The sequence below is a fragment of the Kosakonia sp. R1.Fl genome, from assembly GCF_023516815.1.
GTDB lineage: Bacteria > Pseudomonadota > Gammaproteobacteria > Enterobacterales > Enterobacteriaceae > Kosakonia.
The window spans coordinates 3,919,997-3,946,964 of the sequence record NZ_JAMGSQ010000001.1; the positions used below are offsets into that span (position 1 = coordinate 3,919,997).

The window sequence follows — 26,968 nt, forward strand, 5'->3', positions numbered from 1 at the left end:
GGGCGGAACTGCGGCGGAAACCCGCCGCATTACGATTAATGGCTGAGTATTTGATCGAGGAACTGGCGGGTACGCGGATGCGCAGGCTGGGTGAAAAACGTTTCCGGCGGCGCAGACTCAACAATGCGGCCGTCGGCCATCAAAATCACGTTATCCGCCACGGTACGGGCAAAGCCCATTTCATGCGTGACCACAATCATCGTCATGCCGCTGTCCGCCAGATCCAGCATCACATCCAGCACTTCTTTGATCATTTCCGGGTCCAGCGCCGAGGTTGGCTCGTCAAACAGCATAATCTCCGGTTGCATACAGAGCGCACGGGCAATCGCCACGCGCTGCTGCTGGCCGCCGGAGAGCTGCAACGGGAACTTATGCGCCTGGTTGGCGATCTGCACTTTTTCCAGATAGTGCATCGCCAGCTCCGTTGCCTGCGGGCGGCTCATCTTGCGCACCAGCGTGGGGCCGATAATCAGGTTATCCAGCACGCTTAAATGCGGGAACAGATTAAACTGCTGAAACAGCATGCCGATGCTCAAACGAATGCGGCTAATGTTGCGCACGTTGTCATTCATTTCGATACCGTTCACCAGAATCTGGCCTTTCTGGTGCTCTTCCAGCCGGTTAATGCAGCGGATAAGCGTCGATTTACCGGAACCGGATGGCCCGCAAATCACCACGCGTTCGCCTTTTTTTACGCTGAGCGAGACATCATCCAGCACCTGAAATTTCCCGTACCATTTGCTGACGGAGGTCATTTGAATGATCGCATCGTTCGGGGGCGTTGTGGTTTGCATCAGGAAACTCCTTCAGGGTTGCGGCGTTCATCAATGCGTCCTTCGACCCACACCGCGTAACGGGAAAGCGAAAAGCCAAACAGTAAATACAGGCCGGCGATAAATACATAGGTTTCAATGTAATAACGACGCCATACCGGGTCCTGCATCACGGCGGTGGTGGCGGTCAGAACATCGAACAGGCCGATAATGATCACGAATGACGAGTTCTTCATCGCCGCAATAATATGGTTGGTCACCGCCGGCAGGCAGATGCGCAGCGCCTGCGGCAGCACAATTTTGGTGGTGGTGTGCCAGTAACCCAGATTCAGCACCGCGGCCGCTTCATACTGACCGCGCGGTACCGCCTGCAAACCACCACGGATCACTTCAGCCTGATAGCAGGCAAAGAACAGGGCAATACCAATAATCACCCGCAGCAGCTTGTTCACTTCCATCCCGGCCGGTAAAAACAGCGGAAAAACGTTCACGGCGACAAATAAGATCGTGATCAACGGTACGCCGCGTAACCCTTCAATAAACACCACCGACAAACCGCGCAAAAACGGTAGCGGAGAACGGCGGCCCAGCGCCAGCGCCACCGACACCGGCATGCCAATAATCACCGTCCCGGAAAAAAGCAGCAGCGTCAGCGGCAGTCCCCCCCAGTCCGCAGAAGAGACCGGCGGTAGCCCGAACAGACCACCACTCATCAGCACCGACATCACAACCAGCGAGACTATCCACAGCGGCCACAACAGGCGCGAGTGCCAGCACATCGGCGACAATGAAAGCCCGACGGTGACAAACCACACCAGCACCGCCAGGGCGGCACGCCACTGCTCATCATACGGATAGAGCCCGAAGAGGATCGGGCGATACTTCTCGCCGATCACCGCCCAACAGGCACCGGCCGCCGCCCGGCACTGCTCAGCCGTACCGCTGAAGCCAACAGCGTCTATCACGCCCCAGCGCAGCAGTGTTGACCCCACCAGCGCCAGCACGGTTAATAACAGCAGCGTCAATACGCTTTGTGCAACGCTGCTAAATAAATGCTGCCGCAGCCAGAAAACCACAGAGTTATGCATAACGGTTCCTTAGCGCTCTTTAATGGCGACGTAGCGGTTGAACAGGTTCATCAACAGCGACGTGGTGCCGCTAATGACCAGATACACCACCATCATAATGGCGATAGCCTCCAGGGCCTGGCCGGTCTGACTCATCATGGTGTTGCTGATATTCGCCAGTTCCGGGTAGCCAATCACCACAGCTATCGAACTGTTTTTCGCCAGGCTCACATACTTGCTCGCCAGCGGCGGCACCATCACCCGCATCGCCTGCGGAATGACGACATGACGCATGACATGCCACGATGAAAACGACAGCGCGCGCGCCGCTTCCAGTTGCCCCTTTGGCACGGACTGAATCCCCGCGCGAACAATTTCGGCGATATAGGCAGACGAGTAGAGCGAGATCCCCAGCAGCAACGCGGTAAATTCCGGGCTGATGGTAAACCCGCCGCGAAAGTTAAACCCGCGCAGCTCCGGCGTATTCAACGCATGGGGCGCACCGGACAACCACCACACCAGCAGCGGCAGGCCGATAATCAGCGCGAAGTGAATGCGTCCTGTCGGCAGCACTTTGCTGCGCCGCTCGCGCCAGTAACGGGCAAGCAGTGAAACCAGCAGGCTTAACACACAGCCAGCCAGCAGCGCCAGCAATGTCCACTGCCAGCCGCTGTGCGCCGCCGGAACGCTGAACGTTAAGCCCCGGTTGGTAAGAAAACCGCCCGGCAGTGCTATCGCCTGGCGCGGCGCGGGCAGGTTGCGGATCACCATCGACCAGAAGATCACATGCAGGATCACCGGGACATTACGCAGCAGCTCCACATAAGTGACGCACACTTTCATCAATAACCAGTTTCTGGAAACCCGGCCAATACCAACCAAAAATCCGAGCAGTGTCGCCAGCACAATGCCGCACAGCGTCACATAGAGGGTATTAAGAAATCCCACCACCAGCGCGCGGGTGTAGGTGTCATTCGCGGAGTAGGGAATTAACGTTTCCCCGATGGCGAAGTGCGCAGGCTGGTGCAGAAAACCGAAACCGGTCGAAATGCGTTGCGCATGCAGGTTTTCCACCACGTTGCTGTAGAGCCAGTAGCTAAATCCTGCAAGCAGCGCCGCCAGCAGCAACTGGTAGCAGGCGCTGCGCACGGACTGACTGCCAAAAAAGGTGAAAAGGCGAAACGCGGTGGCCTCGCGCGTCGCATCCGACGCCAGAACACCGGAGTTGTCAGACTGTTTCATCATTAAAATTACGACTGTGGCAGGAGTGGAGAAGGGCCGCCCCGCAAGACGGAGGCGGCCCGGCGATTAACGGATCGGCAGACCGTAAAGCAGGCCACCTTTGTTCCACTGATTATTCAAATCGCGATCCAGCGGTTCAGCGCTTTTCGGGCCAAAGTGGCGGTTGTAAATATCGCCATAGTTGCCCACCTGTTTAACGATGTTGTACACCCATTTGTCATCCAGCCCCAGTTTCTGACCGAAGCCGCCGGTGACACCCAGCAGGCCCTGAACATCCGGATCGCTGGATTTCAGTTTTTCATCGACATTGCTCTGGTTAACATCCATCTCTTCGGCATCGAAAGTGGCGTAAACCACCCATTTCACAATGTCATACCACTGGTTGTCACCTTTGCGCACCGCCATCGCCAGCGGCTCTTTGGAGTACATCCCCGGCAGGATCATATGATCCTGCGGTTTGTCGGTATCAAACGCCAGGATGCCGGGCAGCGCCACTTTATCGCGGGCGATCACATCACAGCGACCCGCGAGGTAGGCGGCGACATACTCTTTGTTGTTTTCAATAACCACTGGCGTGTAGTGAATGTTGCGCGAGCCAAAAATCTGCGCGACGTTACGTTCGGTGCTGCTTGGCGTGACACAAACGGTTGCGCCGTCGAGATCTTCGAGTTTTTTCACGCCGCTGTTGGCGCGCACCATAAAACCGGTGCCGGTGTAGAAGTTAGGCGGCGCAAAACTAATGCCGAGCGACACATCGTTAGTGAGCGTCGCGGTGGTATTACGTGACAACACGTCCACTTCGCCAGACTGCAGCGCCATAAAGCGTTGCGCGGTTGAGAGCGGGGTGAAACGCACTTTCGAGGCGTCGCCCAGCACTGCGGTTGCCAGCGCACGGCAGAAATCAACATCAAGACCTTCCCACTGGCCTTTGCTGTTAATCGCGGCAAAACCGTGACGGGCAGGGTGAACGCCACACACCAGTTCGCCACGCGCTTTGATTTTTTTCACGGTATCGCCGTTAACAGCAGGCGCGTTTTCCGCCTGGGCAGGCGCAAGGAAGCTGCCGAGCGCCAGCAGCAAAGCAGAGGCGGCAAGGTGAGATTTTTTGAGCATGACCGATCCTTTTTAAAAGTTGCTATCCGATTAATTGACTGTATTTATTACTGATTTCACTAACCTTTCCGTTTGTATACGTATGTTCCTCATCCATGACCTCTTTAGCAAAGAACGAATTCAGTAAAGCATATCCAGAAACCGCCGATGGAATTATTGCAGCCATCCCTGCACACCTTGCCACAGCAACTGCGCGCTGAGCAGGATCATGGTAATGCGAAACAGTATGCGGAACAGCCGTTCCGGTACGTTATCCAGCACCCGCGTTCCCAGCCAGGTACCCAGCGCGCCGCTGATAATCATTGCTGCCAGCACCGGTAACCAACTGGCCCAGGCAAAGCCCATCAGCCCGAAAGCGAGGATCTTTAACCCGTGTTGCAACACCATGCAGGTTGCATGTGTGGCAATCAACGGCTGGCGTTTTAGCCCTTGTGAACTGATAAGACCGGCGACCATCGGCCCGGTTGCGCCAACGATCATCGTTCCAAGACTACTCACCGCGCCGCCAATAATAAACAACGGACGGCTCAGCGGTTTCTGTTCGCCGCGTTTACGCAGCACCGACCAGAGAATAAACACCCCCAGCGCGATGCGGGCGATGCTGTCCGGGATCACCGCCGCAACCGGTGCGCCAACGGCAATGCCTACCGCGCTACCCAGTAAAAACCACAGCACCAGCGGCCACACCACATGGACGCGCTGAATCAGCGTCCGGCTAAAATTGGAACCAAGCTGCACCATGCCGTGAACCGGCATCAGGCTGCTCACCGGCATCCCCAGCCCCATGATCGCCAGCAACGCCGTGCCGCCGCCGAGGCCCATGGCGGCCGTCAGTGCCGAGGTCAGAAAACTGCAAAACACCATCACCCCGGCAAATAACGGGGAAATCTCCGGTGGAATCAACGTCAGTGTCATACTCACATCCGTTTAACGAAAATCATCCTGCAGCAGCCGATGATACAGCGCCTGAGCCTCTGCCGCTGGCAGAATGCGGCTGGCGCAATCAAGAAATTTCTGTTCAATCAAGTTATCCGGCAGCGGGATTGCCGGGCTGGAACCCCGCGCCCCGGCGACCCGCAAGGCAAACTGCCGCCCGTCGACGGTGGTCAGCGTGACGAAGGCGCTGTGTGTAATCTCTTCGTCATGGCGCTCGAGCGTCACTTTCTGCATTAACGTCTGTGTCGCCGGATCCTGAAAACGCGCGTCGTCGATAAAATCATCCAGCGTCAGAGTGCCGGTGACAAACGCACGCGCCACGCAATAATGCAGGCTGAATTTACCCGCCAGCGGGTTTTCCGGCTGCGGAATATTGATATGCGGGAAGCGGATCGGGTGAACTTTCACCTCAATATGCTCAATCTCATGCGGCTGCAACCCGGTTTCCTCACGCAGCGCCAGCACGCCATCCAGCGGCGACAAAATAGCGTAACAGCATGGGAAGTATTTGTAATTGTTACTCTTCACGGTATCGAGAATAAACGGCGTTGCATCCCAGTTTTCCGTTAACGGGAGCGGGTCAACATTCGCCTGGCCGTTATAGACGTGGAAATATCCCTGATGATGCTCGAAGGCATTCGCGCCTGCGCTGAAATCCTCTTTTGCCAGTTTGCACGCCATTACCGCGCTCCGCGCCGCCTGGCCGACCGCCAGGGCTTTGGTTTCCGTGCCGAAGTTCGATTTAATGCCGCTGGAGAGTGAAGCGGTCATCGCCAGCGCCGTGGCGGTTTGCTCTTCATTAAGATCGAGTGCCACCGCGCAGGCCGCGACACCGGCGAAAACACCAACCGTGGTGGTCGGATGCCAGCCATGACGGTACTGAAACGGGCTCACGGCTTTACCCATGCGCACCGCGGTTTCATAGCCGGTAATATACGCGCGCAACACCGCTTCGCCATTGATATCCAGCTCATCCGCCAGCGCCAGCAGCGCGGGCAAAACGGCGACAGAAATATGGCCGTGCAGCCAGGAGTTGGAATCATCAAAATCAAGCAGGTGCGAAGAGACGCCATTTAACAGGGCGGCATCGAGCGCGTTCAGCTTCAGGTCGGTGCCAAATACGCGGCTGTTGCCGGTCGCGGCTGAAGGGACAATCACTGCACGCAGTTTGCGCGAGCCATCCTGCACACCGCCGGCAAGCGTCACGCCTAACGTATCAATTATCGCGGTACGCGCCTGGGCGTACGCGGCCTGCGGGAAAGCCTGCCGGGAGAACGCCAGTAAATTACCGGCAAGTTGTCGGGCAATGGTCATGAACAGATTTCCTGTACAAAAAAGAATTAGTGGTCGCCGGCAAGTAATCCGGTAATGCGCGCCAGTGATCCGGGGCGCTCAAAGTGCAGGGCGGCGTCATATAATTGTGCGCTTCGCGCCGCGCCGAGAACAGGGACGGTGAGGGCATCAAATTTCGCGCGCAACTCATCGTCGCTCAGTGGATTTTGCGCGTGGCCGCGATAGACATCCGTATGCGCATGCAACACGCTGCCATCATCCAGCCAGACATCAATAAAGGCGGAACTGGCGGACTGTCCATCAACCGCTTCCACTTCCAGCAGCGGCAGCAACGTACGTGGGCGCGGATCGTCAACCGTCGCCTGGGTGAAATCGGTATCTGTCAGCGCGTAGCCGCTTAATGCAAGAGTGATACAGTGAGGAATACTGAATTTACTCTCCAGCGGCGTACGCGGATCCATAATCCCGGCGTTCACCATGCCCATCGGGTGCACTTTTGCCGAAATTCGGGTGATAGTGCGCCCCTGTAATTGCGGATAAAGTTTACGTGCGGTTTCAATGGAAGCGTGCGTACCACGGCAGCTGGCATACAGCTTGTAGCCGTTGGTGAGCAGTTCCCAGCTCTCTCCGAAATCAAGCGGGGGAATTTCCGCGCTGCCGTCCTGGATAAAGATTTTTACCCAGCCGTCAGCTTCATAAAAATGGTGGGCACCGACAAAATTTTCCGCTGCCAGTTCAGCCGCCAGAATACCGTCCATCGCCGCTTTCCCGGCGTGAAACGGTTTTCCGTGGGTGCCGGAAGATTTCTGCAAACCGCCCATCATGGTTGCCGCCGCGCCTAACGCGTTGCGCACCTGTTCTTCGGAAAGCTGCAAAATCGCCGCTGCAACGGCTGCCGCGCCGGCGCGACCGACAACAGAAGTAGGGTGAAAACCACGGCGTTGCAGGTTACGTCCAACGCCCGGAACCCAGCCGCCGCCCAGTTTCGCCATCACTTCAAAACCAGTGATGAAGGCCAGCAGGATCTGTTCCTCGTCAACCGGATGCGCCTGCGCCATCGCCAGTGCCGTTGACCAGCACGGGCCGCCGGGGTGGCCTGCGCCCGCTGGGTGGGTGTCGTCGTAATCGGCGGCGTGCGCCATGGTGGCGTTAACTAATGCGGCAAGAGCAGGGGTGGTAGTCGTAGAAAGGAAAATTCGCGCATCACCGGTGGCGTTCCACTTTTTCGCTACCTGGCGAACAGCATGAACGGCATCGTCGTTAACGGCACCGATCGCCACGCCGAGAAAATCAATTAATGCGCGTTTGGCTTCGTGCCGCACGGCAGGCGGCACAACGAGTTGATTAGCATGGCTGATGAAATGGCTTAGCTGTTCTCCACGGGTTAATGCAGTTTCTGCTTTCGTTGTCATGGTAAAACACAGTTTCCCTGGTGTTGACTTGCAAATACGGTGTTGGCTTACAAAATAAAAAGCAAATATTGGTTTTGTGTATTCTTGAATTCATTTGTATACAATGAATTTAAAATAAACATAGCAGCGATTTCGTAAACGTCAAAAGATGTTTTTTAAATAAGCAAAGAATAAAAAATGCAAAAGCCTCCCCGTTCCTGTGGCAAGATGAACGACGGCAGGGTGCAGACTTTGCAAAGCCATCATCAGTACATACGAAAGGAGCTAAAACGTGAAATCGACGGGTCGCGACGCGGGCTTAACGCCGTTTGAAATTCTTATTTCCGCCATTGAAGCGGGAGAGTTGCTGCCGGGAGAGCGTCTACAGGAGACGCGGCTGGCAGAGCAGTTTGGCCTGAGCCGAACGCCGATACGTGAAGCGCTTCACCGTCTGGAAACGCTCGGGCTTGCCGAACCGGGACCGCAACGTGGCCTTATCATCGCCCACATCAGTTACGAGCGCCTGCGTCAGTTGTTCGATGTGCGCGAAGGGCTGGAGCGGCTGGCGATGTCACTGGCAGTCAATGCCGCTTCTGACGCGGAGATCGCCCTGCTACAGGAGATGGTTCACGCCGAAGCCTCTCTGACCGACAGCAAAGCCCTTCACGATCACAACCGCATGTTCCACCGTCAAATCTACCGCGCAACACATAATCCCTATCTCAATGAAATGCTCGACAATTTACGCATCCATTTGTCGTTATTGCGCAGCACCACCTACGAACTGAAAGAGCGTACCGAAGAGTCGAAACGCGAACACCAGGCTCTTGTTGACGCGCTGTCACGACGTGACAGTGCTGCGGCGCAGGAAATCGCCTGTGAGCATATTCGCCATGGCTATCGCGCACGTTTGACAATTTTAAGCCAACGAGAACGCTAACAGATTGCCCCTTATTTGACGGACGGGAATCCTCAACCGCTGATAGACTCCGGAATGGCGTATTTTTAATCGGGCTTTCTGTGGGCATTCTGAGGGTAGCATTTCGTGTTAGCGACTTTGATTTACCGTAGCCGACTGAATCGAACATTAGATCCCTCACAACTGGCAGGCCTTGTCGAGCGAGCAAGCCTGCGCAACGCGCAATTGCATGTAACGGGAATTTTACTGTTCGACGGCGATCATTTTTTACAGGTCCTTGAGGGACCGCAGGCATCGGTTAACGCGGTGTATGAGCGGATCGGCAAAGATCCCCGCCACGGTAACGTGGTTGAACTGCTGCGTGATTTCGCGCCGCGCCGCCGCTTTGTTGACAGAGGAATGGTGTTGTTCGATTTGCGGGTGATGAAACCCCACGTCGTGCTACGCGCGATCCTCCGCTTTGGCACGCTGAAATATAAGCTGGCCAGCAATGATCGGGTCTACAAATTTATTCGCACCTTTATCGCCTCGCCGAACACCAACGGCGGGGTGCGTAACACGTCGCCCGAACAGTGGCGCTTTGCCATCAAAACATCACCTTTCGCCAGTGATACCCCGTTATTTCATGAGCAGCCGTGCCAGTTTGCCTTCCAGCCCATTATTGAACCACTGCGTGGCAATATTTCGTCACTGGAAGCCCTGATCCGCGGGCCCGACGGCGGCAGCCCGCAGGACTATTTCTCAACGATTGCGCCAAACAAGCTGCACGAAGCCGACCTCGCATCGAAAGGCTGGGCGCTGGCCATGGCGCGTCGCCTCGGCATTGGCAACCACAAAGTCGCCATCAATTTGCTGCCGATGTCGTTGGTCAAAATTCCCGGCGCGGTGGACATTCTGCTGAATCACATCACCCGTAACCAGCTTAACCCCGGGCAGATCATCGTCGAAGTGACAGAAGATGAAGTGATTTCCGGTTACGAAGAGTTTACCTGGGCCATCCGCCAGCTGCGCGCCGCCGGTATTGGTCTGGCGATTGACGATTTTGGTTCCGGTTTTGCCGGGTTGTCATTGCTGGCGAAATTCCAGCCAGACAAGCTGAAAATCGACCGCACCATCGTCACCGATATTCATCTGCATGGCCCGAAACAGGCGATTGTGAAAGCGATTATCGATTGCTGCGCCGAACTGCAAATTACTGTCGTCGCCGAAGGGGTGGAAAAAGTGGAAGAGTGGTGCTGGCTGGAGGCCGTTGGCATTCAGCGTTTCCAGGGGTTTCTGTTTGCCCGCCCGATGCTTAACGGTGTTTCGGCAATTAACTGGCCACAGCGCATCCTGCACAAAATCTAATCTTTTCCGGCTAATCTCACATATAAGGAGGATCCTCGCGGTATTCTCCTTTTTTATGCCTGCGCTGCGCGTATTCCGCAGGAAATAGCGCAAACCCCTGCGCTATTTGGCTTATAAATCATCGTTCTTCTATGCTTAACTGAATAACAGTGGATGTGGTTGCGGGGGAGTGATGAAATTCAAAAGACGTGTTGCGCGGGCGCTGGCGCTCCATTCCTCCCTCGGGCGCAGTATCACTTTTTTTATGGTTGGTCTGTTACTCGCTGGCAGCGCGACCAGCGCATGGACGCTATCGCGAGCATGGGAACGCGTCGTCGAAGACAGTGAACGCGATGCGATTAACCTTTCCGTTTCACAGGCGCGCCAGGCGGAAGATACCTTTTTGCAAACGGAACTGGTGCTGCGGGACATTCGCCGCAACCTGCCAACAGACAGCATTGAAGGTATTGATGTCAGTCAGTTCGGCGTTTATCTCGCCGAGCTGGCAGAGCGGTTACCGCAGTTGCATGGGCTGATGGTTTACGACACCCAGGGCAATATGAAAGCCACCTCGTTTGGCAAAATTCCGGTGATGTCGAACAACAGTGACCGCGAATATTTTGTCTACCACCGCCGTAACGGCCACGGCAGTATTCACATCGGCCATGTAATTCGCAGCCGCTCAACCGGCGATCTGGTGATCCCGGTATCGCTGCGCATCAGCGACAGTTCCGGCGGTTTTGCCGGGGTTCTGCTGGCAACGGTAAAAGTCGACTATTTCCGCCATTTTTATGCCTATTTTGAGTTGCAAAGCCGCGACCAGCTGGCTCTGGTCAATACCGACGGCACCGCCGTGTATGTGCGCCCCTATGGCGATGAAATCATCAACCGCAATCTCTCTGCCAGCCCGCTATTTACCCGCGAGCTGGCGAAAAAGGACCGGGGGAATGGCACCTGGGTTTCCGCACTGGATCACATTGAGCGCATTTATGGGTTCGCCCGGCTGGAGCGCTATCCGCTGGTGGTAGCGGCGGGTTATGACAAACCCGCACTGTGGCATAGCTGGCTAAAAGACAGCCTGCCGGATCTGGTGCTTAACGCTTTGCTGTTGCTGGGCACGTTACTGATGGGGGCGATCATCTTCCGCCAGGTCAGGCTTAATGTGCGCAACCAGACGGAACTTGCCGTCCTGCGCGATGAGCTCACCAGCATCAACCACACCTTGCAACTGATGGCGCTGGCTGACGGGTTGACCGGGCTTGCCAACCGTCGCCAGTTCGATCTGTTTCTGGCAAAAAGCCTGAAAGCCTCAGCAGTAACGCAAAAACCCGTCTCGCTTATCATGCTCGATATCGACTATTTCAAGCGTTATAACGATTTTTACGGCCACGTTGCCGGGGATAACTGCCTGCGAATGGTTGGTGAAATTATTGCCAAACTGAAAGTGCACAGTCACGATTTGATTGCCCGTTATGGCGGCGAAGAGTTTGCCATTATCCTGCCCGATACTGGCCCGGAAGGCGCGCTGTTTGTCGCGCGTCAGGCTGTTGCGTTGGTGCGCAGCGCCAAAATTCCCCACACCAAAACCAGCGGGCAGGAAAATGTGGTCACCATCAGCGCAGGCTGCTACAGCCTGATTGCCGATGCGAATTTTGACGATGCCATCCGGCTGAAAGAGGGCGCAGACAAAGCGCTTTACCAGGCAAAAATAGCAGGGCGCGATCGCGCAGTTGCCGCAACAGAAGCGCTGTTACGGCAAGCGGATTGAATTTCAGACCAGCGCTTTCGTTAGATAGTGGCGCTGCATACCGGTGTGCGGATAATCCGGCAGTGACATTTGCAATGCATAACCGAGTTTTTGATAGAAAGGCAGCGCCTGGAAACTGAAGGTGTCCACCAGCGCATGGTGGCAACCCAGCGCAACCGCTTCCTGCGCGGCGCGCTGCATCAGCTCTTTGCCAAGCCCGCTGCCACGCCGATCCTCATGCACCCATAAATAGTGGATATTCAGCCATCCACCTTGCTGGTGGGCAATCAAACCGCCCTGCATGGCGCCATTATCATCGCGAAAATAGACGCCCAGATGCGCCCATTCGCTCAGATTCACAAACTGCTGATTGTAGCGGCGCAAGCCGGTAAAGAGTTCCTGCTGATCCTGCTCAGTCACTTCGTGTTTAACTATCAGCGCCATTTCTCTCTTCTCCTTTTTGTATTTATCAGAATGATAACAGGTCGGTCAGCGGCGAGCGTCGTCTACCCTTAAAGACTGTTACCAATTCGCAAGGAGAAAGTACAGTGAGCATGAAAACCAGTGATTTCTTTGTTCAGCGTCTTAAAGAATGGGGCGTGACTCGCATTTACGGTTATCCAGGCGATGGCATCAACGGTGTGCTGGGCGCCATCCAGCGCGCTAATAAAGCGGGCGACGGGATTGAATTTATCCAGGTTCGCCATGAAGAGATGGCCGCGTTTATGGCGGTCGGCCATGCAAAGTTCACCGGTGAACTGGGGGTCTGCTTATCGACGGGCGGCCCAGGTGCCACGCATCTGCTCACCGGCTTGTATGACGCCAAAATGGATCACGCGCCGGTGCTGGCCATCACCGGGCAGGCAGAAACCACCGCGCGCGGGGCCAGCTATCAGCAGGAGATGAACCTGGATCGCGTTTTCGCCGATGTCGCCAACTTCGTGCAAGAAGCGGCATCGCCCGCGCAAGTCCGCCATCTGATCGATCGCGGTGTTCGTGTGGCCATGGCGCAAAACGGCGTTGGCGTAGTGATCATCCCTAAAGATATACAGGATGAAGCCTGGCAACCGCCACAGCATGCGCACGGATTTACCCATTCAGGTTCGGGCTACCAGCGACCGCGCATGATCCCACATGAAAACGACCTGCAACGAGCGGCGGAGGTGCTGAACGCCGGGAAAAAAGTGGCGATACTGATTGGCGCGGGCGCGCGTAACGCGGCGGTGGAAGTGGTGCAAACGGCAAATTTACTGGGCGCAGGCGTGGCGAAAGCGCTACTCGGCAAAGATGTGCTGCCCGATGATGCGCCATTCGTTACCGGCTCCATTGGTCTGCTGGGCACGGAACCGTCGTGGAAACTGATGCAGGAGTGCGACACGTTATTGATGATCGGGAGCGGTTTTCCGTGGACGGAATTTCTGCCACCGGAGGGCAAAGCGCGCGCGGTACAAATCGATATTGACCCGGCAATGCTTGGCCTGCGCTACCCCTGCGAAGTCAATTTGCACGGGGATGCAGCCGAAACCCTGCGCGCATTGCTTCCGTTGCTGACGCACAAAAACGACCGTAGCTGGCAGGAAGAGATTGCCCGTCAGGTGCGCGACTGGTGGCAACTGATGGAGCAGCGCGCCATGGCGCCGGCAAAACCGGTCAACCCGCAACGCGTGGTCTGGGAGATGTCTCCGCTACTGCCGGAGAATGCGATTGTCACCTCTGACTCCGGTTCCTGCGCGAACTGGTTCGCCCGCGACTACCGCGTTAAGCAGGGGCAGCGCGCCTCGCTTTCCGGCGGGCTGGCCTGTATGGGTGCTGCGGTGCCGTACGCCATTGCCGCGAAATTTGCCGCGCCGGAAAAACCCGTGGTGGCGCTGGTGGGCGATGGCGCCATGCAAATGAACAATATGGCCGAACTGATCACCATTCAGAAATACTGGCAACAGTGGCAGGATCCGCGCTTAATCATCTGCGTATTCAATAACCAGGATCTCAACCAGGTCACCTGGGAGCAGCGAGTAATGGAGGGCGATCCCCGCTTTGAAGCGACGCAGCAACTGCCGGATGTGCGGTATGCCGACTTTGCCAAGTCGCTGGGATTACAGGGGATTTTTGTCGATACGCCTGAGGCGCTGTCTGGCGCATGGCAGCAAGCTTTGCAGGCCGATCGTCCGGTGGTGCTGGAGGTGAAAACCGACCCGGAAGTCGCGCCGTTGCCGCCGCATATTACGTTTAAACAGGCGAAAGCGTTTATGGCGTCGATGGTAAAAGGGGATCGCGGTGCCGTTCAGGTACTGAGCGATACCGCCAGCCAGTTGTTCCATAAGAAGTGATAAAAAAAGCCCGGTGCGCATGGCGTACCGGGCGAGCGCAACATCCGGAGGCGTTACAGTTTGTTGAGGAACGCCAGCAGATCGGCGTTCAACTGATCCTGATGCGTGACCGCAAAGCCGTGCGGGCCATTCTCATAGACTTTCAGTTCCGCGCCTTTAATCAGTTCAGCCGATAATTTACCGGTTGCTTCAAACGGTACGACCTGGTCGTTACTGCCGTGAATAACCAGCGTCGGCACATCCACTTTTGCCACATCCGGGCGGAAATCTGTTTCCGCAAACGCGGTAACGCAGTCAAGTGTGCCTTTCAGCGACGCCAGCAGGGCGATATTCAGCGTTTGCGTCAGCACGCCGTCAGAGACTTTCTGCCCGGCGTTCAGGCCATAAAACGGCGTGGCGAAATCGCTGATAAACTGGGCGCGATCTTTTAGCAGACCGGCTTTAATCCCGTCGAATACGCTTTTATCAACGCCCTGCGGGTGATCGTCGGTTTTGCCAAAAATCGGCGTCACCGCGCCGAGCAGTACCAGACCGGCGACGCGCGCGCTGCCGTAGCGGCCAATATAACGGGTGACGTCACCGCCGCCCATTGAGAAGCCAACCAGCGTCACATCATGCAGATCCAGCGCGGTGATGAGATCATTAATATCGGACGCAAAGGTATCGTAGTTGTAGCCATTCCACGGCTGATCGGAGCGACCAAAACCGCGACGGTCGAACGCAATCACCCGGTAGCCGCACTCAGCAAGAAAATTCAGCTGGCTGTCCCACATATCGCCATCTAACGGCCAACCGTGGCTGAAGAGAACCGGCTTACCCGCACCCCAGTCTTTGTAATAGATCTGAGTACCATCCTGCGTTTTGATTGTGCTCATGTGTTTACCTCATTGTTGTGTTGTGGTTTTTTACTGCATAACACTTATCGTTGCGCGGGCGCGACCAGATGCCGGACCACCGGCGGCTCGTCGCCCTGATGAAAGGCCAGCACGCGCTCTCTAATCAGTTTGTCATTGACCGTGTGACGTTCATGCTGGCGCAAATGCTCGATCCACGAGCCCATCACCCAGGTTTCAACAAACAGGCCAGCATGGTGGGCATCTTCATACACCGCCCAGCCCATCGCGCCGGTACGCCTGCGCACGCGGCGCATCTCCTGCATCGCACAGACAAAATCATGCCCATCTTGCGGGGAGACCCGATATTCGCAGCTAACCATTACCGGCCCGCGCTCATGCGGAATGTCGGTTTCGGTCGCGAAGCTCGCCGGATCAACCATGTCGAGATCCAGCGCGGCGTCTTTTTCCAGCCGCCAACGTAAAACTGTAGCAGTTCCCAGCACCATCCCCAGCGTGGCGGCACAAAGTGCCCACGTCACACCAAATTCCGACGCCAGCTTGCCCCAGATGGCGCTGCCAACCGTCATTGAGCCGAAGAACACCGTCAGGTAGACCGCCAGCGCACGCGCTTTCACCCAGCGAGCCGCGCTGCGTTGTGCGCCGACATTCAGCGTCGAGAGCACGGCAATCCACGCGAAGCCGGTAAAAAACTCAAAGGCGTTGAGCAGCCAGACATGGCGAATAAACGCCAGCGCCACCATGGTGACGGCAAACAGCAAACTGGCGGCCACCATCATCTGGTCGGCATTCAACCGTTTGCGCAGTTTTGGCAGCAGCATCGCGCCACAAATCGCGCCGAACCCGATACAGGCCAGCATGATGCCGTAACCGCCAGGGCCGAGACCCAGCTCGCGTCGCGCCACCAGCGGCAGCATGGCCCATCCGGCGCTACCAAACAGGAAAAACGCCACCGTACGCGCCAGCACATTGCGCAGCACCGGCGCGGCGTGAACATAGCGCAATCCACCGCGAATGGCGGTAAAGAAGTGTTCCGGCGGCAGACGCTGAATGGTCACCTGCGGCTGCCAGCGATAGAGTACAAACGCTACGCCCAGTACCGACAGGGCGTTCAGGAAGAACACCATCCACGGACCGGCGAAAGAGAGCAGCAGCCCGCCCAGCGCCGGACCAATCGCGCGGCTGATATTGATGCCCAGCGAATTAAGGGCAATAGCCGGACTCAGTTCGCGTTTTTCAACCAGATCCGGCACCACCGCCTGGAAAGCCGGTGAGCTAAGCGCCGCGCCGGTACTGAGTAAAAATGTCGCTGCCAGCAGCACCTCCGGTGTGACATTGCCGGTAAACGACAACAGCGCCAGACCGGCTGCCGCGCAGAACGTCCAGGCTTGTGAAAAGAGCAGGATTTTGCGCCGTTCAACGATATCCGCCAGTACCCCCGCAGGCAGTACAAACAGGAACATCGGCAGGCTGCTGGCCGCCTGCACCAGCGCGACCGCCAGCGGATCGGCGCTCAGCGAGAGCATTGTCCAGTTCACCCCGATGTCGCTCATCCATGAACCGACATTGGATACCACCGTCGCTATCCAAAGCATGCGGAAAACGCGCTGGCGCAGCGGCTGCCAGGCTGAAGCGGCTGGGGCAGCATCAATATCAGGTGACACTGTCACCGCTGCGTGCAGTTCGTTTTGTTGCGTCATGCCAGTGCTCCTTTCGCCGCCACGCGCAGCCGCCAGCTTCCCGGCCCGGTTAACAGCAAGGTGGTAAAAATAATCAGCAACAGCCAGCCGAATTGCCCCTCTGCCAGCGACCAGTCTTCATGCACGACCAGCATCGCGACCAGCAGCACCACGATGATCGGGATACAGGCCAGCCGTGTGGCGACACCGGCGCTGATCAGCAGCGGGCAAACCACTTCGGCGAAAATTGCCGGCAGCAGACTCATCCACGGGCCGAGACCAAACGGATCTTCGATATGCGCCAGTTCATTACTGAAATGCAGCACCTTCGGCAGGCCATGCACATACAGCAACAGCAGGCTGCCGGTCAGGCGCAGGAAAAACAGCCCCGCATCAACGCGGGGCGAAACAGCTGAGAAAAGGGATGTTTTCATGATGTCAGAACGCAAAGCAGCTGCAACCGAGCGCGCCCCAGAAGGCGTTCTCATCGGAAACCGGCATGGCGGCACCGCGTGCAACATCGTGTTGATGGATATGTACCCCACACGGACCAGAGCAGTGGTGTACGCCCGACGCCTGACCTACACGAGCGACCTGCGGCGGCGCACTGCGATAATGACCAGGGACCTTCACCACCGGCGACCAGTCTGGCAGTACCGGGATCGCCGGCGGTGCCAGCGGACCAAACGCGCCAGCGGCATAAACAATCTCACCGCCGACCACCGTCAGCACCGATTCAATCCCTTTGATCTCCTCCTCAGGTACGCGGAAGTAGTCTTTGCTGAGGATGGCGAGATCGGCCAGTTGACCGACTTTAATCTGGCCTTTTTTCCCCTGTTCGCTGGAGAACCAGGCGCTGCCTTGCGTCCAGAGCAGCAGGGCGGTATCGCGATCGAGACGCGCGCTGTGGTCGTACATTTGCATACCGCCAACCGTGCGCCCGGAAACCAGCCAGTAGAGCGCTGTCCACGGGTTGTAGCTGGCAACGCGCGTGGCGTCGGTGCCCAGACCAACCGGCAACCCGGCTTCCAGCATTCTCGCCACCGGCGGCGTCTGTTTGGTGGCCTGCGAACCGTAGCGTTCAGCGAAATATTCGCCCTGGAAGGCCATGCGATGCTGAACCGCAATCCCGCCGCCGAGCGCTTTTACACGCTCAATATTGGCTTCGGTGATGGTTTCCGCATGGTCAAAGAACCAGTGCAGACCGTTAAACGGAATGTCGCGGTTCACTTTTTCGAATACATCCAGCATGCGGCTGATCGATTCGTTATAGGTGGCGTGCAGGCGGAACGGCCAGCGGTGCTCAACCAGATGGCGCACCACGCGCTCCAGTTCCTCTTCCATACCGGGCGCCAGATCCGGGCGCGGCTCAAGGAAATCTTCAAAATCGGCGGCGGAGAACACCAGCATTTCACCGGCACCGTTGTGGCGGAAAAAGTCGCTGCCCTGGCCCGGCGTTAACATATCGGTCCATTTTTCGAAATCTTCCAGCTCATGCCCCGGACGCTGGGTAAACAGGTTATAGGCGATGCGAATGGTCATCTGCTGTTTGCTGTGCAGTTCGGCGATCACTTCGTAATCTTCCGGGTAGTTCTGGAAACCGCCGCCTGCGTCAATAGCGCTGGTCAACCCCAGACGATTCAGCTCACGCATAAACTGACGCGTGGAGTTGACCTGCTGCTCCAGCGGCAGTTTTGGCCCTTTCGCCAGCGTCGCGTAGAGGATCATCGCGTTTGGACGCGCAATCAGCATCCCGGTCGGGTTGCCGTTGCTGTCGCGCTGAATTTCGCCGCCCGGCGGGTTAGGCGTGTCTTTGGTGTAGCCCACCACGTTCAGCGCCGCACGGTTGAGCAGGGCGCGATCATACAGATGCAGGATAAACACCGGCGTGTCCGGCGCGGCCTCGTTAATTTCGTCCAGCGTTGGCATACGGCGTTCGGCGAACTGGAACTCTGTCCAGCCGCCCACCACGCGAACCCACTGCGGAGAAGGTGTGCGCAGCGCCTGTTCTTTCAGCATACGCAGGGCATCCGCCAGCGACGGCACACCTTCCCAGCGCAGTTCCAGGTTGTAATTAAGGCCGCCGCGAATCAGGTGCAGGTGCGAGTCATTCAACCCCGGGATCGCCGTATGGCCTTTCAGATCCACTACTTTTGTGCGTTCACCACGGTAAGCCATCACCTCGGCTTCGGTCCCCACCTGGACAAATTTTCCGTCGCGGATAGCCACCGCATCGGCGAACGGGTTTTCCCGATCAACCGTGTGAAACTGACCATTCAGCAATATCAGTTCTGCATGTACGAGCGAATCCATACTTCCTCCAGTCTGGCGGCCTCATGGGCCGGATAAGCGTCTGGGCGGATTATGCTAAGCGTTGGGAAAGAATGAACAGTTATACGAACGTATAGGTATACGAAAGGATAGTTATACCTTCAGATAATAGTTATGCCGGGGAGGGATACCTAACATACAGCCAACGATAGCGATGGCGCGTGAGTTGCTGTCTGCACGTAACGTAACACTCCTCACTTTAACCTCTAAGGATGCTTGTATGACTACCGCGAAGCTTGAAGTTCTGACCCCGGCGAACTGTCAGTTAATCTTTATCGATCACCAGCCGCAGATGGCGTTTGGCGTGCAATCTATTGACCGCCAGGTGCTGAAAAACAACACCGTCGCGCTGGCAAAAGCCGCCAAAGTGTTCAATATTCCGACCATCTTCACCACCGTCGAGACCGAAAGTTTCTCCGGCAACACCTATCCTGAACTGCTGGATGTGTTCCCGGAGAAAGATATTCTGGAACGTACCTCAATGAACTCCTGGGATGACCAGAAAGTGCGTGATGCACTGGCAGCCAATGGCAAACGTAAAGTCGTGGTGTCCGGCTTGTGGACCGAAGTGTGCAACAACACGTTTGCACTGTGCGCCATGCTGGAAGGTGACTACGAAATCTATATGGTGGCAGATGCCTCCGGCGGCACCTCGAAAGAGGCGCATGATTACGCCATGCAGCGCATGATCCAGGCCGGCGTGATCCCGGTGACCTGGCAGCAGGTGATGCTGGAGTGGCAGCGTGACTGGGCGCACCGCGAAACGTACGACGCGGTCATGAATATTGTGAAAGAGCATTCCGGCGCATACGGCATGGGCGTCGATTACGCCTACACCATGGTGCACAAAGCGCCTTCACGCGCGAAAGCGGGTCATCGCACGCTGGCACCGGTTCCGGCGAAATAAGCCTCTTGCTGGCCGGTTAACGCCGGTCAGCTTATCTCTTTCACGGCAGGAGAATGCCATGAGCATTGGACTTATCTCTCTCGCCACAGGCGTGTTGATTGGCGTGATGTACGCCTTGCTGAAGGTGCGATCGCCCGCGCCACCGGCGATTGCGCTGGTCGGGTTGCTTGGTATGTTGATGGGCGAACAGCTCGTCAGCACACTTATCACACACGCTGCTGCGGGGTGAGCCTATGAAATCCTGGATCCTCTCCCTCCTGGTCGGTCTTCTGGCCGGGGGGATTTATGCTTTACTGGGAACGCGTTCCCCCGCGCCGCCGGTGATTGCCTTGCTGGGGTTATTCGGCATGCTGGTGGGAGAGCAACTGGTTCCGATTACCCGTCGGTTACTTGCCCGGCAACCGTTAACCATGGCATGGTTTCGCCATGAGTGTGTGCCAAAGATTAGCGGTACGCCGCAACCTGAACCGCCGGACGCACCGCCGCGCCGGGATTAATGCCCCGAGGATAACCATGACGCACACCCTGCGTATTGCCATTGTTGATGATGAACCGTCCGTGCGTAGCGGGTTAAGCAATTTGCTGCAATCGGCCGGGTACGCCACGCTGACCTTCGCGTCCGCCGAGGCCTTCCTCAACGATGGTAGCGCGCAGCGGCAAACCGCACTGGTGATTGCCGACATTAAACTCAAAGGCATGAGTGGGGCGGCGCTCTACGAGAAACTGCAATGTAACCCGTGCCCGCCGCCGCTGATATTTATTTCCGGTCACGACGATGAAACCTGGCAACGGTTCGCGGGGCAACCCGGTGCCGTTGCTTTTTTGCATAAACCGATCGATATCGACATGTTGCTTGACCATATTTCGCGCACGCTGGCGGGAGGTGAAGAGACGCCATGACCGGAAACGCAAAATCACCGCCGTGGCCGCTGAGGGTGGCCGAAAACCAACCGTTTACCCTCCAGGACGATGCTATTTACACGCCGCTGGCGCAGGAGGGCTGCATTGTCTGGATGAATGCACACTACCCGTGGGCGAGCGATGCTTTCATTCTTGCCACGGCAGTGAGCGACGATGCCGAGCCGCGCGCCAGCCAGTTGCTGAACAACGAATTGGCGCTCTGCCCGCAGCTTGATAGCCGCTGGGCGGTAAAACCCGTTGCCAGCACGCAGTATCACGGCCGCGTCGCGCTGGTTTATCCCACATTCGCCTTTCAACCGCTCACCCGTCTGACCAGCCAGCCGATGGCGTGTATCGCCAGTTGGCTTGAACTGACCCTGCGTGTCTGCACGCCGCTGCGCCAGATGCACCAGAGCAACCTGATCCATGGCGATATTAAACCCGGCAATATTTTTCTCACCGATGAGGGCTGCCGGCTGGGCGGGTTTGGTCTGACGACCAGTACCGTCGGGGAACCGGCGCAGAGCTGGCTGCCGCTTTCCGGCGGTACGCTGGCCTACATGTCACCGGAACACACCACGCGCACCCATCACGCCGTGGACAACCGCAGCGATCTCTACAGTCTGGGCATTGTCTTTTATGAGCTGTTGACCGGCACGTTGCCGTTCGATCTCAGCGAAGGCGGGCAGGCGGAATGGGTGTTGCACCACATTGCGTCTGAACCTGCGCCGCCGCATAGCCTGCGCGACGGGGTGCCGGAGATGCTCTCCACCATTGTGTTGAAGCTGCTGGCAAAATCGCCGGAAAAACGTTACCAGACGGTCGATGGCCTGATGGCGGATTTGCGCCGTTGCCAGGCGACGTTAACGACCGGTGGCGGGATAGCCCACTTTACGCCGGGTCTACAGGATCGCTCACCGGCACTGCATTTTGCTAACACGTTGTATCGCGCCCATCCGCAGGCCAAAGCGCTGGCAGACGCGCTGGATGCGGTTGTGCAAAGCGGTACGCAAACGCTGGTTACCATCAGCGGTCCCATCGGGATGGGGAAATCGTCGCTGATGGCCTCATCGTTAAAGGCTTTTCAGAGTCGCCCGTCGCTTATTGCGCTCGGGAAGGTAGAACAAAACTCTGCGATTCTGCCGCTGGGTGTCCTGACGGCCGCTTTCCGCTCGCTGGCGCTGCATTTACTGGGTTTGCCCGCAGAAGAAGTGGCGCGCTGGAAGGCGCGGCTCAGCAGCGCGCTCACAGGTTATGAAGCGCTGGCGGTGAGCCTCGCGCCGGAGCTGGGGCTGCTGATTAACAGTAAACCCGTGCTGTTTGTCGACACCTTGTCACTCGATTCACGCGCGCGGTTCAACCACATGGTGCTGCGCCTGGTGAATGTTTTCGCCACACCGGGTTGCCCGCTGATCATCCTTATCGATAACCTGCACTGGATCGATGACGCCAGCCTGCATTTACTGGAATACCTGTTACAACACAGCCATGCATTGCCGCTGTTGATGGTGGTTTCACACCGCGACTTAGCCTCGTTAGACGATCCGGCGTTTGCCACCGCGCTGGCCCGCTTGCGTAGCGCCGCCAGCCGCGTGATGGAGTGCGTGCCGCAGCCGCGCTCGGTAAAAGCTATCTCGCGCTGGCTGGCGACCGTTTTTCAGACGCGCCCGGCATCGACCCTTGAGCTGGCAAAACTGATCCATGAAAAAACCGGCGGCAATCCGCTGTTCGTCCATGAGTTCTTTAAGCGTATTACCGAAGACGGTCTGGTGAGCCATAACAGCTACCAGGGAAAATGGCAGTATGACCTGGCGGCGATTAGCACCCGCTACCACCGCGAAAACGTCCCCGACTTACTGCTCCAGCAGCTGGCGCAAATGCCGCCTGAAACGCGTATTCTGCTCGGGAGCATGGCCTGTCTTGGCAGCGCGGGCGATATCACATTAATAAGCCGTGTGCTGAACCTTTCAGCCGGCGAGGTGCATTACCGCCTGCATCCTGCGCTCACGGTACAACTGGTCACGCTTAACGCCGCCGAATACACATTTACCCATGAACGGATCCACGAGGTTGCCTGCGCACTGCTGGAGCCTGCATATTGCCGCCAGTTGCATCTGGCCACGGCCACGCTACTGGCGCAAACGGCAGCCGAAGCCCCGGGCAACGAGCTGCTGTTTCGCGCCATTCACCACATCAATGCCGCTGGCGACGACATTTTGCCGCCGCAACGCCAGCGCTTCAGTGAACTGAGCCTGCTTGCCGCCAGGCGGGCAAAACACACCGGTGACTACACCTCTGCCTTGAACTATTTACATCTCGCGCAGCGGCTTCGTACTGAGACGGGGCATGATTTTGCGCTGTCGCTGGAGGAGACCGCCTGTGAGTTTTTGCTCGGCAACCTCTCAACCGCGCGCGGTCTGTGCGAACGGTTACTGGCTTCGCCCGGCGGGCTGACGGAAAAGGCGCAGGCTGCGACATTGCTGGCAGAAGTGCATATTCGCCAGTCCGGTTATCAGCTTGCGCTGGAAACAACGCTCAGCTGGTTGACCGTGTTTGGCATTCACCTCAGCCGTTATCCTGACGATGCGGCCTGCGATCATGCATGGCAGGAGATGCATGCGCGTGTTGGCGACAATCCTGCGCATCTGTTCACCGCGCTGCCGCGCATGAACCACCAGGAAACCGACGCGCTGATGAACCTGCTGGCAAGCGCCAGTTTGTATGCCAGTTTTAATTGTCCGCGCCTGCATTTCCTGTTGCTGTGCCAGATGCTGCAACTGACGCTGGAACGCGGGCTGACCGGCGCATCCACCTCGGCACTGGCCTGGTTTGGGGTGCTGCTCGGTGAACGCTATGAAGAGTATGAACTGGGCTACCGTTACAGCGTACTGGCGCAGGAGCTGGTGACGCGCCACGGTTTACATGAATTTGCCGCAAAAGCGCTGGTGCCGCTGGGGCGTAGTTGTGTCTGGACACAACCGCTGTCGCGAAGCGTGGAGTGCGCTAACGCCTGTTTTACCGCGGCCGTTGCGCATGGCGATCTGACGATTGCCTGTTTTGCTGCTTTTCGCCAGGTGATCAACGCCATGAGTCGCGGCGATCACCTCGACACGGTGTTAAGCCATATCGATCGCGGTCTGGCTTTTATTCGTGAAACCCAGTATTCGGACATGGATCATCTGCTTCTGTTACAACGTCACTTTGTCGAGTATCTGCGACAGCCGGATAGTATGTTAAGCGGCAAAGAAATCCTGCCCCGATCGCTGCTGCCACCGACACCGCCCGCCACGATGCTGTTCTGGTTCTGGCTCTATCGCGGGATGGCGCACTTTTTCACCGGGGCCTGTTCCCGTGCGGAATCGTGTCTGAAAGAGGCGGGAAAACATGCCTGGTCCGCACCGGGGCATATCAGTCTGCTGGATTATCACCTTTACAGCGCGCTCGCACTGTCGATGCAACTTACGCCAGAGACATTTTCCGCTGAGCACCGCCTGCGGCTGAACCAGCACTACAACAAAATCGCCCGCTGGGCGCGTGTCAATCCGGGAACCTTCAGCGATAAAGAAGCGCTGGTGTACGCGGAAATTGTGCGCCTCGACGGCATGAACAGCATCGCGCTCGAACAGTATGAGAAGGCGATTACGCTGTCCCGCGAAGCCGGTTTTAACCCCAGCAATGCGCTGGCGCATGAGCTGGCGGGGCGTTTTGCGCTCTCTTGTGGATACCAGACCGCAGCCGACGCATATTTTCGCGGCGCGATGGCCGCCTGGGGACGCGCCGGGGCGCAGGCCAAAGTTCGTCATTTGCAGCAGGAGCATCCTCATCTTTTCACGCCCGTGGAAAGTACACCCTATGACACCATATCCTTTGCGCAGAACGATGAAATACGCGATCTGCAAAGCATTATCAAAGCCTCCCGCGCCTTATCTGAGGAGATCAACCTCGAACGGTTGATTCAGATCCTGATGACCATGCTGCTGGAGCGTGCCGGTGCGCAGCGCGGCTTACTTATTCGCGTACTTGATGACAACATTGCGGAAATCGAAGCCAGCGCGCACACCAGTAAAGAGGGTGTGCTGGTACGGGTGATGAAAGAGATGCCGCTGGCGACAGATATGCCGTTATCGGTGCTGGCGGCCGTGATCCGCACCGGACAAGAGATCCGTACCGGTCGGCCGGAAGAGTACAGCCCGTTTAGTCAGGATCCCTATCTGGTCTCTTCCGGGGCGGCGGTGATGTGTGTGCCGATGTTCAAACAGGCGCGGCTGGTGGGGGTGTTATATCTGGAAAACCGCCTGATGCCGGAGATGTTTACCGCCGGCCAGTCACGCGTCGTGAACCTGCTTGGCGCACATGCTGCGGTGTCGCTGGAGACCGCGCGGCTGTATGCCAAGCTGGTGGAAGAGAACATGCAGCGTCGGCGCGTCGAAAAGGAGCTGCGCGCCAGCCAGACCTCGCTGATGCTGGGCGAACAAATCAGCCACACCGGAACCTGGCGCTGGGAGCTGGAACAGGATTTGATGCATATGTCGGATGAGTATGCGCGCATCCTCGGGCTGGACGAGAAGCGCAAACTGATCTCCATGGCCGAGTTTTTAACCTTTGTTCACCCGGACGATCATCCGCATATCAGCGCGCTGGTCACCCGCAGCGTTGCGCAGGGGCTCACCATGCAGGCGGAGTTTCGCATTATCCGCACCGATGGCGAGTGCCGGTATATCCTTGGCATCGGCGATCCGGTCTCTTCCGGTGATGAGGTGCATGAATATTTTGGCACCATTACCGATATTACCGCCCAGCGGCAGAGCGAAGATGCCGTGCGCGTCGCTCAGGCCGAGCTGGCGCGGGTATCCCGCGCCACCACCGTCGGGCAGTTAACCTCATCGATTGCCCATGAAATTAACCAGCCGCTGATGTCGATTGTCTCCAACGCCGGTGCCAGCCTGCGCTGGCTTAATCGCTCGCCGATCCCGGTCGATAATGTGCGCGTTGGTCTGGAGGAGATTATCAGCGAAGGGCAGCGCGCCGGAGAGGTGATCCGTAGCCTGCAATCGCTGACGCGCAGGCAGGAGCCGGTGTTTGAGCGCATCGATCTGCATTTCTTACTGCGCCATATCATGACGCTTTCCCGCAGCGAGCTGGCGCGGCGGCAGATAGCGGTTGAGTATGCGCTGGAGGCGCACAACAGCTTTATTTATGGCGATAGCGTGCAGATCCAGCAGGTGCTGCTTAACCTGGTGATGAATGCCGTTGAAGCGATGGCGGACATCGACGCACGCCCGCGTGTGTTAACGCTCTCAACACTAACGCAGAATCCGCAAGAGGTGATTTGCCAGATTGCGGATACCGGAAGCGGGATGAGTACAGAAGTGCAGGCGCGGCTGTTTGAGTCGTTCTATACCACCAAAGCGCAGGGTATGGGCATGGGATTGACCATCAGTTATGCCATTATCGAGCGGCATAAAGGCAAGCTAACGGCGAAATCCAGACTGCCGTTCGGCAGCGTGTTTGCCTTCACCTTGCCGGTGGCTGCGGATTAGCGGCTGCGGGATTTAGCGATATGCAGGTGGCTTGCGGCATGTCCCAGATCTGCCAGCGAGCGGGCCTGCATTTTGTCCATCACCCGGCGGCGATGGACTTTAACGGTGATTTCGCTGACGCCCAGCTCGGCAGCAATCTGCTTGTTAAGCAAGCCGCTGATCGCCAGTTCAAACACTTCCTGCTCACGCGGCGTCAGGGATAAGTGGCGCTGCTTGAGGGCAAAGTTTTCCTGTTGTTGCTCGAAATCTTGCGCCGCAACCGTCAGCGCATCCGCGACCGCCGACAGCAGACGTTCGGACTCAACCGGCTTCGTTAAAAACTCACGCGCCCCAGCTTTCATGGCCCGCACGGTCAGCGGGATGGTGCCATAGCCGGTCAGAAAGATTATTGGCAGTTCGCGTCCGCGATCTTTTAACGCGCTGGCGACATCGAAACCGTCCGCAACCGGCATATTCAAATCCAGAATCAAACAAGAGGGTACGGAAACCAGCGGGTGAGTGAGAAAAGATTCCGCAGAGGCGAAATCAATGGCGCGGTAACCTTCTGCTGCCAGTAGCCGGACAATTGATCGTCTGACGGCGTTATCATCATCGACAACATATACGATAGGTTCCATTATCTA

General features: G+C 57.2%; 22 protein-coding genes. 9 read left to right on the forward strand and 13 right to left on the reverse strand.

Going from position 1 to position 26,968, the window contains the following annotated elements:
* Nucleotides 1-35: 35 nt before the first annotated feature.
* The 7 genes from M8Q36_RS18550 to M8Q36_RS18580 all read right to left on the reverse strand — a co-directional run bounded on the left by M8Q36_RS18550 (nucleotide 36) and on the right by M8Q36_RS18580 (nucleotide 7,836).
* Nucleotides 36-794, reverse strand: coding sequence for an amino acid ABC transporter ATP-binding protein (locus M8Q36_RS18550; RefSeq protein ID WP_283945969.1), 759 nt, complete (start codon nucleotides 792-794; stop codon nucleotides 36-38).
* Nucleotides 794-1,861: an amino acid ABC transporter permease gene (locus M8Q36_RS18555; protein ID WP_249881879.1), complete on the reverse strand. Its 1,068-nt coding sequence runs from the start codon at nucleotides 1,859-1,861 to the stop codon at nucleotides 794-796. The genes M8Q36_RS18550 and M8Q36_RS18555 overlap by 1 nt, the downstream gene beginning before the upstream one ends.
* Nucleotides 1,862-1,870: 9 nt before the next feature.
* The gene (locus M8Q36_RS18560) at nucleotides 1,871-3,085 is read right to left on the reverse strand and encodes an amino acid ABC transporter permease (RefSeq protein WP_249881880.1); all 1,215 of its coding nucleotides are present in this window, start codon (nucleotides 3,083-3,085) and stop codon (nucleotides 1,871-1,873) included.
* Between the two features lie 63 nt (nucleotides 3,086-3,148).
* Nucleotides 3,149-4,195: an amino acid ABC transporter substrate-binding protein gene (locus M8Q36_RS18565; protein WP_249881881.1), complete on the reverse strand. Its 1,047-nt coding sequence runs from the start codon at nucleotides 4,193-4,195 to the stop codon at nucleotides 3,149-3,151.
* A 153-nt stretch (nucleotides 4,196-4,348) separates the two neighbouring features.
* Complete coding sequence (locus M8Q36_RS18570; protein ID WP_249881882.1) at nucleotides 4,349-5,110, reverse strand: sulfite exporter TauE/SafE family protein; 762 nt, start codon at nucleotides 5,108-5,110, stop codon at nucleotides 4,349-4,351.
* Nucleotides 5,111-5,122: 12 nt separating this feature from the next.
* Nucleotides 5,123-6,445: an MmgE/PrpD family protein gene (locus M8Q36_RS18575; protein WP_249881883.1), complete on the reverse strand. Its 1,323-nt coding sequence runs from the start codon at nucleotides 6,443-6,445 to the stop codon at nucleotides 5,123-5,125.
* Between the two features lie 26 nt (nucleotides 6,446-6,471).
* Nucleotides 6,472-7,836 (reverse strand): MmgE/PrpD family protein, encoded by a 1,365-nt coding sequence (locus M8Q36_RS18580; RefSeq protein WP_249881884.1) that lies wholly within the window; start codon nucleotides 7,834-7,836, stop codon nucleotides 6,472-6,474.
* A gap of 271 nt (nucleotides 7,837-8,107) precedes the next feature.
* On the opposite strand from M8Q36_RS18580, the gene M8Q36_RS25525 reads away from it, so the two are divergent.
* The 3 genes from M8Q36_RS25525 (at nucleotide 8,108) to M8Q36_RS18595 (ending at nucleotide 11,828) form a co-directional block, all read left to right on the forward strand.
* Nucleotides 8,108-8,755 carry a GntR family transcriptional regulator gene (locus M8Q36_RS25525; RefSeq protein ID WP_249881885.1) on the forward strand — a complete coding sequence of 216 codons (648 nt, stop codon included), beginning with the start codon at nucleotides 8,108-8,110 and terminating at the stop codon, nucleotides 8,753-8,755.
* A gap of 105 nt (nucleotides 8,756-8,860) precedes the next feature.
* Complete coding sequence (locus M8Q36_RS18590) at nucleotides 8,861-10,081, forward strand: diguanylate phosphodiesterase (RefSeq protein ID WP_249881886.1); 1,221 nt, start codon at nucleotides 8,861-8,863, stop codon at nucleotides 10,079-10,081.
* A 172-nt stretch (nucleotides 10,082-10,253) separates the two neighbouring features.
* On the forward strand, nucleotides 10,254-11,828 hold the full coding sequence (locus M8Q36_RS18595; RefSeq protein ID WP_249881887.1) for a sensor domain-containing diguanylate cyclase: 1,575 nt from the start codon (nucleotides 10,254-10,256) through the stop codon (nucleotides 11,826-11,828).
* A 3-nt stretch (nucleotides 11,829-11,831) separates the two neighbouring features.
* Here the strand turns inward: M8Q36_RS18595 and M8Q36_RS18600 are convergent, their stop codons facing one another.
* Complete coding sequence (locus M8Q36_RS18600; RefSeq protein ID WP_249881888.1) at nucleotides 11,832-12,251, reverse strand: GNAT family N-acetyltransferase; 420 nt, start codon at nucleotides 12,249-12,251, stop codon at nucleotides 11,832-11,834.
* A 104-nt stretch (nucleotides 12,252-12,355) separates the two neighbouring features.
* On the opposite strand from M8Q36_RS18600, the gene M8Q36_RS18605 reads away from it, so the two are divergent.
* Nucleotides 12,356-14,134, forward strand: a complete 1,779-nt coding sequence (locus tag M8Q36_RS18605; protein WP_249881889.1) for a thiamine pyrophosphate-requiring protein — start codon at nucleotides 12,356-12,358, stop codon at nucleotides 14,132-14,134.
* Nucleotides 14,135-14,187: 53 nt separating this feature from the next.
* Here the strand turns inward: M8Q36_RS18605 and M8Q36_RS18610 are convergent, their stop codons facing one another.
* From M8Q36_RS18610 to M8Q36_RS18625, 4 genes are read right to left on the reverse strand one after another with little or no spacing between them, the layout of a single operon-like run.
* Nucleotides 14,188-15,009, reverse strand: coding sequence for an alpha/beta fold hydrolase (locus tag M8Q36_RS18610; RefSeq protein ID WP_249881890.1), 822 nt, complete (start codon nucleotides 15,007-15,009; stop codon nucleotides 14,188-14,190).
* 44 nt (nucleotides 15,010-15,053) lie between these two features.
* Nucleotides 15,054-16,688: an MFS transporter gene (locus tag M8Q36_RS18615; protein WP_249881891.1), complete on the reverse strand. Its 1,635-nt coding sequence runs from the start codon at nucleotides 16,686-16,688 to the stop codon at nucleotides 15,054-15,056.
* Nucleotides 16,685-17,101 (reverse strand): DoxX family protein, encoded by a 417-nt coding sequence (locus M8Q36_RS18620; RefSeq protein ID WP_249881892.1) that lies wholly within the window; start codon nucleotides 17,099-17,101, stop codon nucleotides 16,685-16,687. The genes M8Q36_RS18615 and M8Q36_RS18620 overlap by 4 nt, the downstream gene beginning before the upstream one ends.
* A gap of 4 nt (nucleotides 17,102-17,105) precedes the next feature.
* Nucleotides 17,106-18,980 carry an amidohydrolase gene (locus tag M8Q36_RS18625; RefSeq protein ID WP_249881893.1) on the reverse strand — a complete coding sequence of 625 codons (1,875 nt, stop codon included), beginning with the start codon at nucleotides 18,978-18,980 and terminating at the stop codon, nucleotides 17,106-17,108.
* Nucleotides 18,981-19,218: 238 nt separating this feature from the next.
* On the opposite strand from M8Q36_RS18625, the gene M8Q36_RS18630 reads away from it, so the two are divergent.
* From M8Q36_RS18630 to M8Q36_RS18650, 5 genes are read left to right on the forward strand one after another with little or no spacing between them, the layout of a single operon-like run.
* A complete protein-coding gene (locus tag M8Q36_RS18630; RefSeq protein ID WP_016496081.1) occupies nucleotides 19,219-19,905 on the forward strand; it encodes a hydrolase in 687 nt (228 codons plus the stop codon).
* 58 nt (nucleotides 19,906-19,963) lie between these two features.
* Nucleotides 19,964-20,134: a DUF1427 family protein gene (locus tag M8Q36_RS18635; RefSeq protein ID WP_249881894.1), complete on the forward strand. Its 171-nt coding sequence runs from the start codon at nucleotides 19,964-19,966 to the stop codon at nucleotides 20,132-20,134.
* A 4-nt stretch (nucleotides 20,135-20,138) separates the two neighbouring features.
* Nucleotides 20,139-20,402, forward strand: a complete 264-nt coding sequence (locus M8Q36_RS18640) for a XapX domain-containing protein (protein WP_045508421.1) — start codon at nucleotides 20,139-20,141, stop codon at nucleotides 20,400-20,402.
* 16 nt (nucleotides 20,403-20,418) lie between these two features.
* Nucleotides 20,419-20,805: a response regulator transcription factor gene (locus M8Q36_RS18645; RefSeq protein ID WP_045508422.1), complete on the forward strand. Its 387-nt coding sequence runs from the start codon at nucleotides 20,419-20,421 to the stop codon at nucleotides 20,803-20,805.
* The gene (locus tag M8Q36_RS18650) at nucleotides 20,802-26,345 is read left to right on the forward strand and encodes a trifunctional serine/threonine-protein kinase/ATP-binding protein/sensor histidine kinase (RefSeq protein ID WP_249881895.1); all 5,544 of its coding nucleotides are present in this window, start codon (nucleotides 20,802-20,804) and stop codon (nucleotides 26,343-26,345) included. The genes M8Q36_RS18645 and M8Q36_RS18650 overlap by 4 nt, the downstream gene beginning before the upstream one ends.
* Here the strand turns inward: M8Q36_RS18650 and M8Q36_RS18655 are convergent.
* Nucleotides 26,342-26,962 carry a response regulator transcription factor gene (locus M8Q36_RS18655; RefSeq protein WP_249881896.1) on the reverse strand — a complete coding sequence of 207 codons (621 nt, stop codon included), beginning with the start codon at nucleotides 26,960-26,962 and terminating at the stop codon, nucleotides 26,342-26,344. The two genes, M8Q36_RS18650 and M8Q36_RS18655, sit on opposite strands and share 4 nt — an antisense overlap.
* Between the last annotated feature and the right edge of the window lie 6 nt (nucleotides 26,963-26,968).